General features: G+C 60.9%; 17 protein-coding genes and 2 pseudogenes. 12 read left to right on the top strand and 7 right to left on the bottom strand.

The features are described from left to right. Positions 1 to 253 precede the first annotated feature (253 nt). From D0Z70_RS21185 to D0Z70_RS21175, 3 genes are read right to left on the bottom strand one after another with little or no spacing between them, the layout of a single operon-like run. On the bottom strand, positions 254 to 835 hold the full coding sequence (locus tag D0Z70_RS21185; RefSeq protein ID WP_476712806.1) for a type IV secretory system conjugative DNA transfer family protein: 582 nt from the start codon (positions 833 to 835) through the stop codon (positions 254 to 256). Then, positions 822 to 1,046, bottom strand: a complete 225-nt coding sequence (locus D0Z70_RS21180; RefSeq protein ID WP_119749874.1) for a conjugal transfer protein TraD — start codon at positions 1,044 to 1,046, stop codon at positions 822 to 824. Before D0Z70_RS21180 ends, D0Z70_RS21185 begins: the two co-directional genes overlap by 14 nt. Before the next feature lie 37 nt (positions 1,047 to 1,083). After that, entirely contained in the window at positions 1,084 to 1,389 is a 306-nt protein-coding gene (locus tag D0Z70_RS21175) for a conjugal transfer protein TraD (protein ID WP_119749913.1), read from the bottom strand. Between the two features lie 173 nt (positions 1,390 to 1,562). On the opposite strand from D0Z70_RS21175, the gene traA reads away from it, so the two are divergent. The 5 genes from traA (at position 1,563) to D0Z70_RS21150 (ending at position 6,106) form a co-directional block, all read left to right on the top strand. Then, a complete protein-coding gene (gene traA / locus D0Z70_RS21170; protein ID WP_119749872.1) occupies positions 1,563 to 4,484 on the top strand; it encodes a Ti-type conjugative transfer relaxase TraA in 2,922 nt (973 codons plus the stop codon). A gap of 6 nt (positions 4,485 to 4,490) precedes the next feature. Continuing rightward, the gene (locus tag D0Z70_RS21165; protein WP_119749870.1) at positions 4,491 to 5,198 is read left to right on the top strand and encodes a DUF6118 family protein; all 708 of its coding nucleotides are present in this window, start codon (positions 4,491 to 4,493) and stop codon (positions 5,196 to 5,198) included. Between the two features lie 47 nt (positions 5,199 to 5,245). Further along, positions 5,246 to 5,446, top strand: coding sequence for a hypothetical protein (locus D0Z70_RS21160; RefSeq protein ID WP_239019063.1), 201 nt, complete (start codon positions 5,246 to 5,248; stop codon positions 5,444 to 5,446). A gap of 18 nt (positions 5,447 to 5,464) precedes the next feature. Beyond that, a complete protein-coding gene (locus D0Z70_RS21155) occupies positions 5,465 to 5,683 on the top strand; it encodes a BrnA antitoxin family protein (protein WP_239019062.1) in 219 nt (72 codons plus the stop codon). A gap of 135 nt (positions 5,684 to 5,818) precedes the next feature. Then, entirely contained in the window at positions 5,819 to 6,106 is a 288-nt protein-coding gene (locus tag D0Z70_RS21150; protein ID WP_119749868.1) for a WGR domain-containing protein, read from the top strand. 428 nt (positions 6,107 to 6,534) lie between these two features. Here the strand turns inward: D0Z70_RS21150 and D0Z70_RS21140 are convergent, their stop codons facing one another. Beyond that, entirely contained in the window at positions 6,535 to 7,509 is a 975-nt protein-coding gene (locus tag D0Z70_RS21140) for an alpha/beta fold hydrolase (protein ID WP_119749866.1), read from the bottom strand. A 77-nt stretch (positions 7,510 to 7,586) separates the two neighbouring features. Then, positions 7,587 to 7,862: pseudogene (locus D0Z70_RS21135) on the bottom strand (integrase core domain-containing protein); the annotation flags it as partial. Between the two features lie 152 nt (positions 7,863 to 8,014). Here D0Z70_RS21135 and D0Z70_RS21130 point away from each other — a divergent pair. From D0Z70_RS21130 to D0Z70_RS21105, 7 genes are all read left to right on the top strand, one after another. Continuing rightward, positions 8,015 to 8,674, top strand: coding sequence for a TetR/AcrR family transcriptional regulator (locus tag D0Z70_RS21130; RefSeq protein ID WP_182914062.1), 660 nt, complete (start codon positions 8,015 to 8,017; stop codon positions 8,672 to 8,674). Positions 8,675 to 8,784: 110 nt separating this feature from the next. Further along, positions 8,785 to 10,035 (top strand): aromatic ring-hydroxylating oxygenase subunit alpha, encoded by a 1,251-nt coding sequence (locus tag D0Z70_RS21125; RefSeq protein ID WP_220475682.1) that lies wholly within the window; start codon positions 8,785 to 8,787, stop codon positions 10,033 to 10,035. Between the two features lie 90 nt (positions 10,036 to 10,125). Continuing rightward, complete coding sequence (locus D0Z70_RS21120; protein ID WP_119749862.1) at positions 10,126 to 10,620, top strand: aromatic-ring-hydroxylating dioxygenase subunit beta; 495 nt, start codon at positions 10,126 to 10,128, stop codon at positions 10,618 to 10,620. Between the two features lie 7 nt (positions 10,621 to 10,627). Further along, positions 10,628 to 11,800, top strand: coding sequence for a thiolase family protein (locus tag D0Z70_RS21115; RefSeq protein ID WP_119749860.1), 1,173 nt, complete (start codon positions 10,628 to 10,630; stop codon positions 11,798 to 11,800). Beyond that, positions 11,797 to 12,171, top strand: coding sequence for a Zn-ribbon domain-containing OB-fold protein (locus D0Z70_RS25050; RefSeq protein ID WP_182914061.1), 375 nt, complete (start codon positions 11,797 to 11,799; stop codon positions 12,169 to 12,171). The genes D0Z70_RS21115 and D0Z70_RS25050 overlap by 4 nt, the downstream gene beginning before the upstream one ends. Continuing rightward, positions 12,104 to 13,780 carry a class I adenylate-forming enzyme family protein gene (locus D0Z70_RS21110; protein ID WP_119749858.1) on the top strand — a complete coding sequence of 559 codons (1,677 nt, stop codon included), beginning with the start codon at positions 12,104 to 12,106 and terminating at the stop codon, positions 13,778 to 13,780. The genes D0Z70_RS25050 and D0Z70_RS21110 overlap by 68 nt, the downstream gene beginning before the upstream one ends. Before the next feature lie 131 nt (positions 13,781 to 13,911). After that, positions 13,912 to 16,281: a TonB-dependent receptor gene (locus D0Z70_RS21105; RefSeq protein WP_119749856.1), complete on the top strand. Its 2,370-nt coding sequence runs from the start codon at positions 13,912 to 13,914 to the stop codon at positions 16,279 to 16,281. Positions 16,282 to 16,774: 493 nt separating this feature from the next. On the opposite strand, the gene D0Z70_RS21100 is transcribed toward D0Z70_RS21105, so the two are convergent. Beyond that, positions 16,775 to 16,996, bottom strand: coding sequence for a hypothetical protein (locus D0Z70_RS21100; RefSeq protein ID WP_119749854.1), 222 nt, complete (start codon positions 16,994 to 16,996; stop codon positions 16,775 to 16,777). Next, positions 16,996 to 17,232: pseudogene (locus tag D0Z70_RS21095) on the bottom strand (transposase domain-containing protein); the annotation flags it as partial. The gene D0Z70_RS21100 and the pseudogene D0Z70_RS21095, both read right to left, overlap by 1 nt. Positions 17,233 to 17,350: the final 118 nt, after the last annotated feature.

Below are 17,350 nucleotides of genomic sequence, written 5' to 3'. Positions count from 1 at the left end.
CTTGAATCTTGAATCTAAGAAGAAGTATTGAATTAGAAGGCGAAGGGTGAGTTTTGGGGTAGCCCTGCCTGTGGATAAGTTTGCGTCCGATGCAGCAACAACACCGAAAAGAAGAAAAGCACCGCCTCTTGGGGGCTTCGCCCCCGCCGGCTCGCGGCCATCGGCCGCCCCGGATCGCTAAAGCGATCCTCCCACCCGGCATCCCCATGATGAGCCGGCTACGCCGGTACGTTATTTGTTTTACTAGAATCATTTAAACGCTGCGCCCACACCGCCACCACAGCGCCAGCGGCACCATCGCAAATTGGCTTTCCAGAAAAGCCGGGCGGATAGGATGGCGATCCGATTGAGAGGGCAAGGGAAAGGGAAACGTTGCCACAGGCGCGATTTGCGGGCGGCTCATGGCATCGTCGGCGAGATCGAGGCCGACAGGGTCGATACGGGCGAGCGGATTGAACGCGGCCTCGACCATGCCCGTCACCCCGAACGGATCGAGGACATGGACCGGGCCAAACCTGGCGCGGTAGTGGGCGGTGATGCGGGCATTTTCGCCCTTGGGGTCGATGCAGACGACTGGGCCGGGATAGTCGTGCAGATTGGGTATGATCGTGCCCACGCCCTTGCCGGTGCGCGTCGGCGCGATCGTGAGCAGATGGGCGGGGTCGGTGTAGCGCAGCGGCTTGCCTGACTTGCGATCACGGCCGATCAGCAGGCCGTCGCCGCCCTGGACGAATGGCCGTGTCTCGCGATCGCTGGCGAAGCGGCCCGAGCCGTGGGTGTCGTCGCCGGCGGGGCCGCCGTAGCTACGACATCGAGCCTGGTCATGCTGTTTCACTCCCTTCCGCTTCCGCGTCGAACGCGCGTTTGCCGCGCCGCTTCCACAGCGCCAGAACGGTGTCACCATCGTCACCTTGCGCGCGCGCTGCCAGTTCGAGCATCGCGCCGTAGAGGGTGGCGCGATCGTCGTCGGTGAGATCGACGAGGCCGGCTTTGTGGACGAGGCCGCCCAGCTCGATCAAATGGCGGGTGCGTTCCCGGCGTTGCACGACCCATCCCCTCGTATCGGTGCGGCGCTGTCCGGCCTCAGCCCTGTGAACCGCCTGAGCCAGTTTTGTCTGCGCCCTGGCCGTTGCCTGCATCGCCTTTACCAGCCTTACGCCCGCCCTGAAAGAAGACAGCGCCATCGGAGCGCCACGCCTCCCGGTTTCCCTCAACCTGCGCTTGCGCAACGATGTGGAGCAGCGCACCGGCCAGCACTTCGGGATCGAGCGCATCGGCCCCTGTGGACGCGACGAGTTCGCCGAGCTGCTGTATCTTCCTGGCCTTCAACGTCCTGGCCTTGTCGCCGAGCGCTTTCAGCTCCGCGTCATAGTCGCGCACCTTGCGCATCATCTTCTCCCTCGCGCCTACAGCAGAAGCCGCAGCGTAGCACAGCATGCGTGCGACAAAACTGGACGGATCAGAAAATGCGGCGAAGTCAATCATGCGAACGGCAGAGAGTGTGAGTGCGCGCTTATACGTCGTTGCCGACATGCGCTTGACAAGGCAGTATAGAAGCCATCATGGCGATCTACCATTTCTCAGCCAAGGTCATCAGCCGCGCCAACGGATCGAGCGCGGTTGCGTCGGCCGCCTACCGTTCAGCATCCGAGTTGCACGATGACCGGCTTGGACGCGATCACGATTTTAGCAACAAGGCGGGCGTCGTCCATTCGGAAGTGATGTTGCCGGAGGGCGCGCCGGAGCGCTTAAACGATCGTTCGACCTTGTGGAACGAGGTCGAGGCGGAGGAGAGGCGCAAGGACGCGCAGCTTGCCCGTGAGGTTGAGTTCGCAATTCCGCGCGAAATGAACACGGCTCAGAGCGTGCAGCTCGCCCGCGATTTCGTCGAGAAGCAGTTCGTCGATCGGGGCATGGTCGCGGACCTCAACGTGCATTGGGACAGGGGCAAGGACGGCGAACCCAAGCCGCACGCGCATGTCATGCTGTCGATGCGCGAGGTTGGCGCGCAAGGGTTCGGGCAGAAGGTGCGCGACTGGAACAGCAACGCGTTGTTGCAGGAATGGCGGGTCGCGTGGGCCGATCATGTCAACGCGCGTCTGGCCGAACTGGATATCGATGCACATATCGATCATCGCACGTTGGAGGCGCAGGGCATCGACCTTGAGCCGCAGCACAAGATCGGGCCGGCAGGATCGCGCCGGTTCGGTCGGGGCGAGGATGCCGAGCGGGTTGAGGACCATGCCCGGATTGCGCGCGAGAATGGCGAGAAGATCATCGCCAGGCCAGAGATCGCGCTCGACGCGATCACGCGCCAACAGGCCACGTTCACGCGGCGCGACCTGGCGCAGTTCGCGTTCCGGCACAGCGACGGCAAAGACCAGTTCGACCAGGTGATGGGGGCGGTACGCGCCAGCTCCGAGCTGGTCGCATTGGGGAAGGACGGGCGCGGCGAGGATCGGTTCACTTCGCGCGACATGATCGAGACCGAGCAAAGGCTTGAACGTGCCGCCGATCGGCTTGCTGACAGGGCGGGGCATGGTCTCCCGGCGGCGACCCCTGGCAAGGGGCGCGCCGCCGGGAGTGGGGGCCTCGTGCTCGGGGCAGAGCAGCAGGCCGCACTGGACCATATAGCTGGTGACAGAGGGCTTTCAATCGTCATCGGCTATGCCGGCACCGGCAAGTCGGCCATGCTGGGCGTCGCCCGCGACGAATGGGAGCGCGCCGGTTACATCGTGCGCGGTGCGGCGTTGTCGGGAATCGCGGCGGAGAATCTGGAAGGCGGCTCTGCTATCCCCTCGCGGACGATCGCCAGCCTTGAGTATCAGTGGGAACAGGGCCGCGAGCTGCCGGGGCCGCGTGACGTGCTGGTGATCGACGAAGCGGGCATGATCGGTACGCGGCAGATGGAGCGGGTGTTGTCGCGCGCCGAACAGGCGGGGGCGAAGGTTGTGCTGGTCGGCGATCCCGAGCAGTTGCAGGCGATCGAGGCTGGTGCGGCGTTCCGCGCGCTCGCCGAGCGCCACGGTGCGGCCGAGATCACCATGATACGCCGGCAGCATGAGGACTGGCAGCGCGACGCGACCCGGGCGCTGGCGACGGGCCGTACCGGCGAGGCGGTCCATGCCTATGAAGCCCATGGCATGGTGCAGGTGGCCGGGACGCGCGAGATCGCGCGCGCTGACCTTGTGGACCGCTGGGACGCGCAGCGCAGCGCCGACCCCGATCAGACCCGGATCATCCTCACCCACACCAATGCCGAGGTCCGCGACCTGAACCTGGCCGCGCGCGATCGGATGCGGGCCAGCGGGGAGCTGGGCGAGGACGTGCGCGTGTCGGCCGAGCGGGGATTGCGCGCGTTCGCGAGCGGCGACCGCATCATGTTCCTCAAGAACGAGCGCGGGCTAGGGGTGAAGAACGGCACGCTGGGGAAGGTCGAGCGCGTATCGCCCGATAGCATTGCGGTGCGGCTCGATGACGGGCGATCGATCGCGTTCGACCTGAAAGACTATGCCCATGTCGATCATGGCTATGCCGCTACCATTCACAAATCGCAGGGTGTAACGGTCGATCGGGCGCATGTGCTGGCGACGCCGGGGATGGACCGCCACGCTGCCTATGTCGGGTTGTCGCGGCATCGTGATGGGGTGCAGCTCCATTACGGTCGCGACGACTTCGCCGATCAAACGAAGCTCGTCCGCACGCTGGGGCGCGAGCGGGCGAAGGATATGGCGTCGGATTATTACGTTCGGGACCGCGACGCCGAGGCCCGCGCCTTTGCCGATCGGCGCGGCCTGGCGGGCGAGATCCGCTTGGGCGAAACGCCCCGCGCGCCGCGGCGTGGCATGTTCGACGGATTGAAGCTGCCTACCGAGCCGGCGAAGGGCACGGAACGCCCGCCCGCGCGTGCCGATCGGGTTGAGGATCGTGCGTTCGCGCGTGCGCTTGAGCGCACGTCGCGTTCAGCCGAGGCGGTGTTGCAGGCGCGTGCATCGGGCAGGCCGGTGCTGGAGCATCAGAAGGTCGCGCTCGAGCGCGCGACCCAGGCGCTCGACAGGATCAGGCCGGGAGCCGCGCGCCACCTGTCGGCGGCGATGCAGCGCGATCCCGCCTTGCTGCGCGAAGCGGCGGCGGGGCGCAGTGGCCCGCTGCTCGACGCGATAACGCAGGAAGCGCGCATGCGTGCCGATCCTGCCTTGCGCGCGGATCGGTTCGTGGAGCGCTGGCGACAGCTCTCCCAGGATCGCGAACGGCTTTATCGCGCCGACGACATGGCGGGCCGCGAGAAGGCGGGCAAGGAAATGGCCGGCATGGCGAAAAGCCTTGAACGCGACCCCCAGGTGGAATCGATCCTGCGCGGGCGCACCCGTGAGCTGGGGCTCGAGATCGGCATGAACCGCGCGCGCGTCATGGGCGGCGGCGAGCTTGGTCGCCAGTTGGCGCACGAGCTTGGGATCGGCCGTGATCGCGGCCTCAGCCGGTAGGAGAGGATGATGGACGAGTATCGCGACGAGGCCGGTGCCGGCGACGATCCGGCGCTGGCGTTCGAGCGGTTGCGCGGCGAGGTGGCGCTGTTGCGCCGTGCGGTCGAGGGGATGACCGGCGCGCGCGAGGCCATTGATATTCCCGACTATGAGCCGACGCTCGAGCGCACCGAAAAGGTGCTGGGCCTGTTGGTGCGGCAGATCGACGCGGTTCGGAACAGTCCCGCCATGACCCTCACGCCGGAAAATATGGAAGGCCGTTTAAACGCTTCTGTCGCCGATGCGACCCGCGAATTACAGCACCAGGTCCAATCGGCGAAATCGACGATGGCAGCGGCCACCCACGACTTGCAGGACATGGTTGCGTCCGCGCGGCGGAAAGACGAGCAAAATCGCTTGCTGTCTATCGCCGCCGCCAGCGGCCTGGTGGCAGGGCTGGCGCTCTGTGCGCTGATGGCGGGACCGATCGCGCGCCTCGCGCCGGCACACTGGCTGTGGCCTGAGCGCATGGCCGCCCGTATCGTCAACGAACCGACCCCGTGGGATGCCGGCGCCTATCTGATGGCGCGCGCGTCACCGCCAAGCTGGGAGGCGATCGTCGCGGCGGCGAACCTGGTCAAACATAATCGCGAGACAATCGAAACCTGCCGCGAAGCCGCCGCCAAGGCGAAAAAGACCGCCCGCTGTACGATCACGGTCAAGCCTGCGGAATAGGCGCGGGCTTGCCGCCGACTTGTATAATTATAAAACTGTAGTCATATTTGGGCGATGACAGGCATCTGCTGCTGCTGGTAGCGCATACCGTGGCGGAGGACGATGAGGCGGGACAGCCGGTCGAGGTCATCCATATCATTTCGGCTCGACGGCCGACCGGAAGGAAAGGCGACGTTATGAAGAAGGACGCTGATATTGTGCGCTTTGCGGTCGATCCGGCCAATCTGCCGCCCCTGACCGACGCGTAGAAGGCCGAGCTGGCGGCCTTGCAGGCGAAGCCGGACAGCGAGATCGACTATAGCGACATTCCCCCTGTGGCGGAGAGTTTCTGGCAGACGGCCGAGCGCGGGCGGTTTTACAAGCCGATCAAGCAGCAGATCACAGCACGCGTAGATGCCGATGTGCTGGCCTGGTTCAAGTCCCAGGGAAAGGGCTACCAGGCGCGGATCAATGCGATCCTACCCGTGAAATGTTGTCGGCTGTGAAGGGAGAGCATGCTTCCCGATAGGTTGCGATCCAGTCGAGCATGGCAGGGCTATAATCATCGGTTTGGTCAATGTCGTGCCAGTGATTCAAATAAGTCATCGGACTTTGACTGGCCCATTCTGTAGGCTTGCGCCATGAATGGCGCCATTCTCCCTGATCCGATCGAGCTGGTAGCGCTCGATCCCGCGCGCAATATCTGGCGGCGTTACAGCATCACCGCCAGCTTCGACCTGTTCGGCATGATCGTCGTGGAAACCCGCTGGGGCCGGATCGGTGCCTTGGGTCAGGCACAGCGGCATGCTTTTGCCGATCGCGCGGCGGCAGATCGCCATATCTTCGCGACCTTGCGTCGCCGTGACACGGCGCACAAGCGGATCGGCGTACCATATCGGTCAAGGCCAAATGCCAGCAGCATGGTGTGACGCTGGCGGAAATCGAAAGCGTGTTCGCCGGTACATCATCCATAGGGCCGGATGTTGCCCATTCTACGGCAGAGATGCGCTTCTGGCGATCGGTCGTGCCAGCAGTGGCCGACATGTGTTTATGGCCTTCACATGCGCGAGCGGAACTGGGCCAGCTACATTCGTCCGATCAGCGCCCGTTACATGCATGCCAAGGAGGTGCAGTACCACCAGCGCTACCACGAGAGATATCCGCCGACGCCGACCTCGGCAGGGCTCCAGCCATCATCAAACAGCGCGAAAGGATCAAGGATAACGCCCAAGCATCCGCGAATAAGGCGATCAAGGCGATCGCGCCGGATCTGCATGTGTCGCGAAAGGTCATCCGCAAAGCGATCCGAGCGCCGGAGGGCGCTTTTGATTATCAGCGTGACGCCCCAAGGAAATCATTACCCCATCTCCCAAATAGATAAAATGCTCCGAAGCGCTGTTACAAAGGCCAAGGGCTGATCGAGCATCAGATGGTGGCGTGCTTCCGGTACGGCGATCATCACAATGTCGTGTCCGCCCAGTTCACGGACGTATTCGACGGAGTCCCGTGTGAAAAGCTGACTTTTGCTGCCGTGCACAATTGCTTTGCGGCCCGGTGCCTGCACCAGGCGTTGGCCAATGGCGAGCCATTCGTCGGGGTCGCTGTTCCGCCGGAAGACCTCGGGTGAGAATTTCCAAGACCAATCCTCGCCTTCGCGTCGCATGGAATGATAAGCCATATACTCCAGCAGAAATGGCTGACCGACCGGCTGTGGGGGCGACAGGATGTATCGCGCGCGCGCCGCTTCATAGCTGGTATAGCGTTTGTTAGGTTTATCTGGGTCGCCGGATCCAGGCGCAAAGTGGCTGAGTTTCCAATATTGCTCGAGGACTTCGGGCCGCATGGTTATGAGATCGCAAACCACCACACCACCAAATGCATCGGGCGCCTCAGTAACAGCAGTCAACGCGACGCTCGCACCGAAACTGTGCGCGATGATCGTCGGCCTTTGGCCATCGGCAAACATGCCTAGGGCCTGGGCGATCTCGCGGAACTCACGCCCTCTTGCTGCGGTGTCCGCTTGCCCGCGCATGTCGCTGTCGCCCATGCCGGCAAGATCGAACGCTACCACGTCGTAATCTTCGGCAAGAAATGGTGCAATGAAGGCAAAGCAACGTGAATGGGCAAGAAGGCCGTGCGTCATCAACACCTTTGGCTTGTCACGGTCGCCCCAGCGGAAATAGTGCGCCCTGGCGCCATCGATCTCCACATAACCCTCTTCGCGCGGTACTCTTAGTGCCGAGACGAACCATTCGGGCAGTTGCGAACCATCGCCAGCCCAAAGAGGATCGATGTCCGTCGGCACGTCATTGATTATCGCCATGTCATTCATTGCAAAGCTCATTCCTCATCCGGAAATTGGCGGCATTCGAACCATTGGATATGACCTGCCCCCCGTCAGTCCCTCGATCATAACGAGAGTCTTGCGGTTAAATACGATGGCTCCTGCGCCTGCACAAGCGCGTCGGGCGTGATGCTCTCGTCCTGCTCGAACGCCCGACGCGCTTGTGCAGGCGTCCGATTTCCCAGCGACGAGTGGGGCCGGACATTGTTGTAATCGTAGCGCCATATAGCCAGCTTCCGGCGGGCATCGGCCAGGCTGTCGAACAGTTCCTCGTTGAGCAGTTCATCGCGCAGCGAGCCGTTGAAGGATTCGATGACGCTGTATCGACCATTTGCGACGGGAGCTTCGGTTCCGCTTCGCTCCACCTCCACCTCCACCCGGATATGGCGGCGGCGAACATAATCCACTAACAAACCAACCGGTCCACTCGGTGGGGGCAGATCAGTCCTGCTCGAACGTCTCTTAGAAAGCTTTGCGAATGTCACCTGATCCAATGCGTACCACTAATGATAAATCGCGTATCGCCGAGTTCATCGATGCCGCCTCTCGCCTCATCGCGGAGAAAGGATATGACCGGACGTCTGTTCGCGATATCGCCCAAGCGATCAACCTTACATCCGGCACGATGTTCTACCATTTTAAAACGAAGGACGATCTGCTTGAGGCAGTGATCAAAAAGGGGGTCGATGACGGCTTCCAACTCATGACCGAGGCGCTGCGCCGTGCCGAGTCTGGATCACTGGCCCGCTTCCTTGCATTGGTCACCGCTCATATAGGCGTCGTTCACGGCGATCTTCGTCACGTACACCATGTATGGCTGCGTGAATGGGATCGGTTACCTAAAGAAGCACGGGTGCGTCTGCGTCCGTTGGCCGAGCAATATCGCGAGTTGCTCGATAATCTGCTTTTCGCTCTGGCACAGGACGGTCATATCAAGGCGGACCCGGCGACGGTGCGGCATTTATTGCTGCCAGCACTCAACTGGACCACCGCCTGGGCAACTCTGCCTGACCAACACTCTCGCACCTTGTTGGCTGAGCAGATTTGCGCGGCTACCCTCAACCAAACCGTAGACACTCTTCGTTCGCTCTTGCGTAAGGAAACTGAAGTCTCCCGAGCAGCGTTCCTGTCTGGCAATTCCTTGACTGATTGATTGATCAGCACTAAGGTAGCTATTAATTGTAGGCTGGATAACGGAGACGGATGATGTCGTTTCAAGAAATGAATACCAGTTCGAGTGAGGCTCATGCGGATTATAGCGCCTTGATTCAGGAGGACCGCATCCATGGATCGCTCTACACGAGCGAGGCCGTGTTCAAGGACGAGATGCAGCGCATCTTCCGCGAAGGCTGGGTTTATGTGGCTCACGAATCGGAAATTCCCAATCGTGGCGATTTCGTTCGGCGCCGCATCGCGGGCGACCCGGTCGTGGTCATTCGCGCCGCCGACGAGCGGATCAACGTGTTCGTCAATCGCTGCGCACATCGTGGCAACCTGTTGTGTGCTGAGGACAGGGGTTCGACACGGGCGATCGTCTGCAAATATCACGGATGGGCCTACGATCTGCAGGGTGATCTGGTAGATGTCCCCTATCCGGCAGGCCTCACCGCCGACCGCAAAGGGCTCGGTCTTACTAAGCTGGCCCGGATCGACCAGTACCGTGGCTTCTATTTTGCCAGTTTCAACGAGAACGTCATGCCTCTGATGGAGCATCTCGGCAAGTCGGCGGCGCTGATTGACCGCGCCTGCGAGATGTCACCGACCGGCAAGCTCAAGCTCAACGGCGGCTGGGTTCAGCATCGTTTCAAATCGAACTGGAAAATGCTCCCGGAAAATGACGTTGACGGCTATCACGTCAGTTTCGTCCACCCCTCGTTCGCGGAGGCGATCCGCACCCGCTATGACGAAGCTGCCCTCCTCCAGAGCGAGGAGGATCTTGTCTCGGAGGCGCGCTACTGGGGCATGGGTCACACCGAGATCGACTTCAGCAAGGCCTATAAGTCCGTGCTCGGATGGTTCGGCTGCGATGAGAAGCGTTATCCAGAATATGTCGCCAACATGGTCAAGTCCTATGGCGATGAGGGCGCGCGCAAACGGATGACGATGGGGCCACCCCACGCCTGCATCTTTCCGAACCTGTTTCTCGCTGAGGGGAATATTGGCATGTTCGAGCCAATCAGCCCGACCGAATGCATCCATTGGCACACTCCGATGCAGCTCGAAAACGTCGAACAGGGCGTCAATGACCGCTTCAAGCGGCAGTCCGAAGGGGCGATGGGTCCGGCAGCATTCTTGCTTGCCGACGATGCAGTGATCGCTGAGCGCGCGCAGGAAGCTTTCGGCCAGTCCGGCGGCTGGCTCGATCTCAGCCGCGGCATGGAACGTGAACATGAGGAGGACGGTGTGATGGTTGGTCATCTGACCGACGAACTGACCAATCGCGGTTTCTGGCATCACTATCGCACCGTCATGGCCCCCGCTCCCAAGCCTGCGCGTATCGTCAAGGCTGCCTGACTTTAGATAACGTTGGTTTGATCCAGTAACCTGGCCGTTTGGAACAGTCAGGTTGCTGGATTGCCGAAAAGAACAATTAAGGAGGGCTGAATGAACGTGTCGGTTGAAGAGCGTCTGGAGATCGAGGAATTTCTGGCGCTTGAAGCTCGATTTGCTGACGAGTCGCGTTACAGCGATTGGGAAGCTTTGGTCGATGACGACATGGTCTACTGGGTGCCAACCGCCGAAGGTGCTATTCTGCCGCCGGGTGACAAGATATCGATTATTTTCGACAATCGCCAGCGGGTCGCGACCCGGATTCGCCAGCTGAATACTGGCAAGCGACATTCCCAGGTGCCGGCTTCACCGATGGTCCGCACGCAGACCAATTTTCTGATCGAGGCTACCAGCGCCGACACCTACACGGTATTTTGCACCCAAATCCTCTACGAATACCGCATCCAGTCGACCCGCGAACTGGCTACTTGGCCGGCCCGGGTCGAATATCGGCTGCGTCGACACGGCGATGGTCTGAAGATGTGCTTCAAGGGCGTGTATCTTGTCTCTGCCTCGGACGCGCTTCCGGGCCTGCCGTTCATCATCTGAGCTGAACATGACCGGCCATCCCATCGCAGCGATCACCGGCCTTGGTTTCAGTGCCTTGTCACGCAAACCCGGTTCGAGCGTACGCCGCCTAGCTTGTGATGCGGTGCGTGACGCGGCGGCTGACGGTGGCCTGCCATTATCGTCGATTGACGGGCTGTTGCTGAACCGCAGCCCGATTGAGCCGTTTGAGACCTTGCCGCTCAGCGTCAGGCGCGATCTCGGCTTGGGCGACTTGCGCCTGCTTGCCTCAATCGAGGGTGAGGGCAGTTCGGTTGTCCAGATGATCCAATATGCGGCGCTCGCGATACAGGCGGGCATGGCTGAGCGTGTCGCATGCGTGTTTGCCGATGCGCCGATCACGGCCAACGTCAATGCCGGGAAAACCTTCGCCATCGCGCTGCCGATTACCGGGATAGAGGATTGGGAAAGCGAGATCGGCTTCCTCGGCGCGGCACCCGCCTTTGCGTTAGTCGCCGCCCGTTACATGGCGCTTTACGGTGCCACGCCAGAGGATTTCGGTAATTGGGCAATCGCGGAGCGCCAATGGGCAATGCTCAATCCGCGCGCTTTCCTGAAAAAGCCGCTGTCGATGGACGACTATCTCGCGTCACGCCCGATCGCCCGGCCGCTGCGAATGCTCGACTGTGCCTATCCGGTCAACGGCGCGGTCGCGTTCATCGTCGGCAAGGTAGAAGTCGCCGCTGCGGCGCGCCCGCCGGTTTATATCCACGGCATGGGCCAAGGACATTCCGGCTGCCCCGCGTTCAGCGATCACGAGCCGGAGTTCGACAATGGTGCCGCGATGGCGGGCAGGATCGCTTATGCGATGGCAGGCGTTGGCCCCGTCGACGTCTCAAGCGCGCAATTCTATGCGCCGTTCTCCTGCGCTGGTATCGTCGCGCTTGAAAATTATGGCTTCTGCAAGCGCGGCGAGGGAGCGGGTTTCGTCTCCGCAGGCAATATTGCGCCCGGCGGCACGCTTCCGGTCAACACCGGCGGCGGCATGCTGTCAGGCTTCTACCTGCAGGGCGCGACTTCGATCTGCGAAGCGGTGATCCAGACCCGCGGTGAAGGCGGACAACGCCAGGTCACCAATGATGTGGTGCTGGCAACCGGTCTCGGCGGCCGCCAGGAACATCATGGCGCATTGATCCTCAGCCCGCACGCGAGCCTGACATGAGCAACCCGATCGCAACCGATGAACCCGATGGCTTCCGTGTCGGCTTAGCGCGCGGCGAACTGATGGTGATGTCCTGCAGCCCCTGCGAGGCCGTGCTCGACTACAGCGCGCGGTATTGCACTGTCTGCGGATCACCGGAGATCCGCTGGCGCAAAGCATCGGGCAAGGCAGAGCTTCGCTGCGTGGTTGAGATGAGCGTCTCCTATACTCTGGAACTACCAGCGCCGTTTCTGATAGCATCGGTCAAACTAGAAGAAGGGCCACATTTATTGGCCCCATACATTGGCTTTTGGGAGAGTGCATATGGCGGACAACCAGTCGCCGCGCAGTTCGAAAATGGCGGATTCCACTTCCGGTCGGTCGCAGCCTAGGTTTGGCCCCTCTGGCCCTGCCGCCCCCAGTGATTACCGGTTGCCCCGCGACCAGATCGCACGCTGCGGCCACCATTATCCCCGGCACCCTGCCTATGTCGCGGGTGACGTTTCGCGCAGCTGGGGCGAGATGGACGCACGTTCGGACCGGATCGCTGCCGCGCTTCAGGCGCTGGGCACGCGCAAGGGCAATGCGGTGGGCATGCTGGCTGGCGAGTTCGTCGAAGTCTATGAGCATTTCTTCGGTTGCCTCAAGATCGGTGCGATCCGCGTCGGCATCAACCGACGTCTCGCGGTGCGCGAGTTGATCCATGTCATCCGGGATGCGCGCCTCACATCGCTTGCAGTCCACGTCGATTGCATGCCGTTGCTCGAAAAATTGCGTGATGCTGGCGGCACCGAAGGTCTCCACCTGATAGGTTTCGGCGGCAAGCACGATCTTTCGTTCGACCTCGAAACGATGATCGCCCAAGCGGCCGAGCACCCTGATTATCCGGATATCGATCCCGAGCATCCGGCATTCTATTCCTACACGTCAGGTACCACCGGCCTGCCCAAGGGGGTGGTGCTCACCCAACAAGGGCTCGTCAGCTCGATAACCCACGCCGTCACCCAGTTCGGCTTCAATCGCGAGGACAAATTCTACCATGCGACCTCGAACGCCTGGGTGGCGATCGTGCTGGGCATGCTTGGCCTGGCCAACGGCATGACCACTATCCTGCCTGAGGGCGGCCTGTTCGAACTGCCCAAATTGCTGCCCGATCTCGCGAAGCACCGCGCAACTATTGCCCTGCTCGCACCGACAATGCTCGGCTGGGCGATTGAGGAGCATCGCAAGGGCGAACAGGACCTGTCCGCGCTGCGCCTGATCGCGTTCGGATCGTCGCCCTCCACCCCTGAACTGATCCGCAACGCGCACGAGGTGTTCGGTTGCGAATTGCTCAATTGCTATGCCATGACAGAGACTACCTGGGGCGGAATTTCGTTCCTGCTGCCGGGCGATATCCGCCGCGGCGTCGCCGACAGGCCAGAATTGCTGAAGTCGGTCGGTCAGATATCGCCCCTGTTCGACATCGCCATTCGTGACGAGCAAGGCCACGACCTGCCAGTAGGGCAAGCTGGCGAAGTGTGGCTGCGCAGCGAAGCCAACATGCTGTGCTATCTAAATCTGCCGGACGAAACCGCCGATGTGCTCATCGACGGCTGGATGCGCACCAACGACGTAGGCCAGCTCGACGATGAAGGTTATCTCTATCTGCTCGATCGCCGCAAATTCATGATCATCAGCGGTGGCATCAACGTCTATCCCGTCGTGGTCGAAGCGGCACTCGCCGAGCATCGTGCGATTGCCGAAAGCTGCGTCGTCGGCATCACGCACCCGGTTTGGGGGGAGGCGGTGGTCGCGGTGGTGCGTCTGCGCGAGGGCGAGGCTGCCGATGTCGAGGCGTTGCGCGACTTCTGCCGTGCACGGCTCAATCACGTCCAGGTGCCAAAGCATTTTCACTTTGTCTCTGAGCCGCTTCCCCGCACCGTGACAGGGAAATTGCAGAAAGCGCAAGTCCGCCAGGCGCTTGCCGCACAGCCAGCGCTTTTCCCCTGGAACAAATAGGCATTTAGCACCAGTGATGCCAGTCCGATGCGCTTCAGGCGACACCGTAACCCAGTTCAACTTCCAATCTGACTGACCACTTGACCAGAATGATCTAATGTAGTTCAATCAAAAAAAATGGGGAGGGATATATGCTTAATAAGGCAGCGCAGTGGCTTAGTTCGGGCGCATTCATTGGAGCCGCGCTCTTGTCGACAGCGGCGAATGCACAGGTCGCAGCAACGGAAACTGGTCAGTCGACCGACCAGGCCGACGGGATCGCAGACATCGTCGTCACGGCTCAGAGGCGTGCGGAGAATGTTCAAGACGTTCCGATCGCGATCAGTACATTCAACGGTGCACTCCTTGAGCACGCTAACATTTCGTCACTCCAGGATCTTCAGGGTCGTACCCCGGGCCTGGTGATCAACTCGTTCAGCCCCGGCCAGCCCGAGATCGCTATTCGTGGGGTCGGCACCAAGGAGGATGGTGCCGGTGCTTCCGATTCTACCCTGGTGATGGTCGATGGCGTGTATTTCGCGACCCGCACTGCAACCAACCTCGACATTTTTGATCTGGAACAGGTCGAGGTGCTAAGGGGTCCACAGGGTACGCTGTTCGGCAAGAACGCGATAGCTGGCGTGATAAATTACGTCACCAAGAAGCCGACCCTCGGCGAGTTCGATTTGAAGGTCCGCCAATCGGTTGGGAATTTCGGCACGTTTGACACCGGTGCCGGCGTGAATATACCGATCGGTGACACGCTCGCTGTCCGGCTTTCGTTCAGCCGCCGCGCGACAGACGGCTACCTGACCCGCGTCGACGTCGGTACGCCGGCTCTTCCGTTCGGCACTGAAGACGCTGACGACATCGGCTTTGCCGATCGCTTCGCATGGCGCGCCGCAATCAAATGGGAGCCGTCTGACGCGACCTCGCTGCTAATCTCGCTCGATGGCGCTAATGATGACTTCGGCACGGACAATCGCGAGCCGGTAGGCTCGGCCGGGCCGTTGCACAATTGTGGGTGCGCGTCTGATCCGGTCGCGGTCAATACGGCGGTCGGCGGTGCCAGCGGCAAGCACGGCGGAGTTTATAGTTATGCCGGCGACATATTGGGCTTCTCTAAACGCGACATCTTTGGCGGGATGGCGCAGCTCGATCATGATTTCGGTTTTGCGACGTTGACCGTGCTAGGAGCCTATCGTGATTCAACGTTCAAGAATGCCCTTGACTCAGCCGGCCTTCCGCCCAGCCCGATCATTGATCTGACCGGCGCGCACGGCAACCCGAACATCAAACTTACAGCGCCGGCGAATGTCGGCTTCACGTTCGATTCTATCGACATTGTCGACGAGCGGGGTGAGCAGCTAACGGGCGAAGTTCGTCTCACTTCGCCGGCCGCCCAGCGATTCAAATGGGTCGCCGGCATCTTCGCATCGCGCGAAGACATAGATCGCACCGAGACAGTTGGTTTCCCCGCTCTTTCGGGCGTTTCGCTCGATCCCAACCTCGTCGCTGCGAGCATGTTCTTCACGGGCAAGAGCATCGCTGGCTACGGTCAGGCGAGCTTTGACATCACCGACACGCTGACAATTACGGGCGGGGCGCGCTACTCCTATGAGAAGAAAGAGATCGGCGCGCGCAACGACGTACTTGGCTCGCCGGATATCATGCTGTTGCTGGCTCCGTTTGGTCTAACGAGGGGCGAAGACAGTTGGACTAATTTCTCGTGGCGGATCAGCGGCCAGTACCGCCCGTCCAACGACGTCATGATCTATGCGAATGTTTCCACCGGCTTTAAGAGCGGCGGTTTCACCGGGACCGCGACTACGGCTCTACGTGCAACCAGTTCCTTCGATCCGGAGAAAGCAACCAATTACGAAGTCGGTGCTAAGCTCGACCTGTTGAACCGTCGTCTCCGGCTCAACACTTCAGCCTTCTACATTGATTATTCTGACCTTCAGGTTACACGCTTCTTTCAACCGCCGACTTCCGGGTTTGGTGAGTTCATAACCGAGAATGCGGCCAACGCGGAGATCAAGGGTATTGAGGTCGAATTGACCGCACGGCCGATCGAGTGGCTCGAATTCGGCGGCACGTACGCGTATCTGGACGCAAATTATAAGGACTTTTTCGGCACTCCGGACATAAGCGGCAATGGGGATTTCTCCGGCAACCGAATGCGTCAAGCGCCAAAAAACGTCTGGAGCGCCTATGTTCAGCTCAGCCATGAACTACCTTCGGGCGACGTGCTCACTGCCAACGTAAGCGGTCGCTACCAAGGCAAGGTGTTCACCAACGCCGACAACAACCGGCTGGACGTCATCCGCAGCTACACGCTTGGCGATGCCTGGGTTTCCTGGCGTAGCGAGAACAGTAAGTGGGAAGTGCAGGGCTGGGTCAAGAATTTCACCGACAAGGCTTGGGGGACCCACGTCTACACGCAGCGCGGCAATCGCATCGCCTTCGGTACGTTTGGTCCGCCACGCCAATATGGCGCGACGCTGACATTTAACTACTGACGGCGGGGCGCATTGAACTGATGGGGTGGATGCCCCCTTCGCCCGGCATCGTATGATGCCTGACCGGCGCGACATTGCGCTGGAGAAGGAGGAGCACATGACTGACGTTCACATTCTTGCGATCGACCTTGCCAAGCGCAGCTTCCAGGTCTGCGCGACTGCCGTGGGAGGGGCGTGTGTGGATGCCCCCAGTTTTGCAAGATGATTTTCTGACGTAATGGTGGCTTGGCGCTTCTATCGCTCGTGTGTCAGGCCTCTTGTTGTGGCCTGAAGGTTGCCACGGGCCGGTATGCAGTTCGAAGAACGCGGTCCACATCGGTTCAGCGAGCTTTTATGCTCGAGCCCCGGGACTGGTTTCCACGTCCTGAACATTGAAGTCCTTGCCGCATAATCGTCAGTCGATCTCCTTGCGAGGGCTAAAAAGCCCTCAGGCGCTTACCGTACCGCTTCGACTGAAGCAGGTGCGTATGCATTCGGTGAAGGCCGCGCGGGGCTACACGTGAGTCCGTTTATGTTCGGCAAGGAGGTCCCGCAGGCAGTCGATGCCGTCTTGTGATAGGGCAAGCACAGCATGCTCTTCGATACCGTAAACCCAGATAACGCCGTCCTCGGTATCCATCTGTTCGGTGAGATCGTGGAGCAGGTTTTCGTCCACATTCAGGTCTTGAGCGACCTTGGCGAGGGTTGTCACTGCGTGGACCTTGTTCCGCTGCATCAGGCTGCAAGCTCCTCTTCCTGATCCACCTGATGAAGGACTTTCCAATGCCAGGGGAGCAGATCGTGGAGATGGTTCTGCGGGATATCGGCGATGCGCGCGAGGACATCGGCGAGCCAAGCCTGCGGATCGATGTCGTTGAGTTTTGCCGTGGCGATCAGGCTGAGGATGAATGCGGTACGCTGTCCGCCGCGATCTGAGCCGGCGAAGAGCCACGACTTCCTTCCCAAAGCCATCGCAGGGTCATTCTGCCCATGTCGGGCAGATGGTAGAGTTTCATTATCGCTGGCATCCATATTACGGCGGTCGTTTTCGGCATGAAGGCCGCGAGGACCGGGCCAATGGCGCGATCAT

Source organism: Sphingobium terrigena, from assembly GCF_003591655.1.
Taxonomy (GTDB): domain Bacteria; phylum Pseudomonadota; class Alphaproteobacteria; order Sphingomonadales; family Sphingomonadaceae; genus Sphingobium; species Sphingobium terrigena.
Note: the sequence above shows the minus strand (reverse complement) of the source record. Positions and strands in the feature narration are given on the sequence as shown.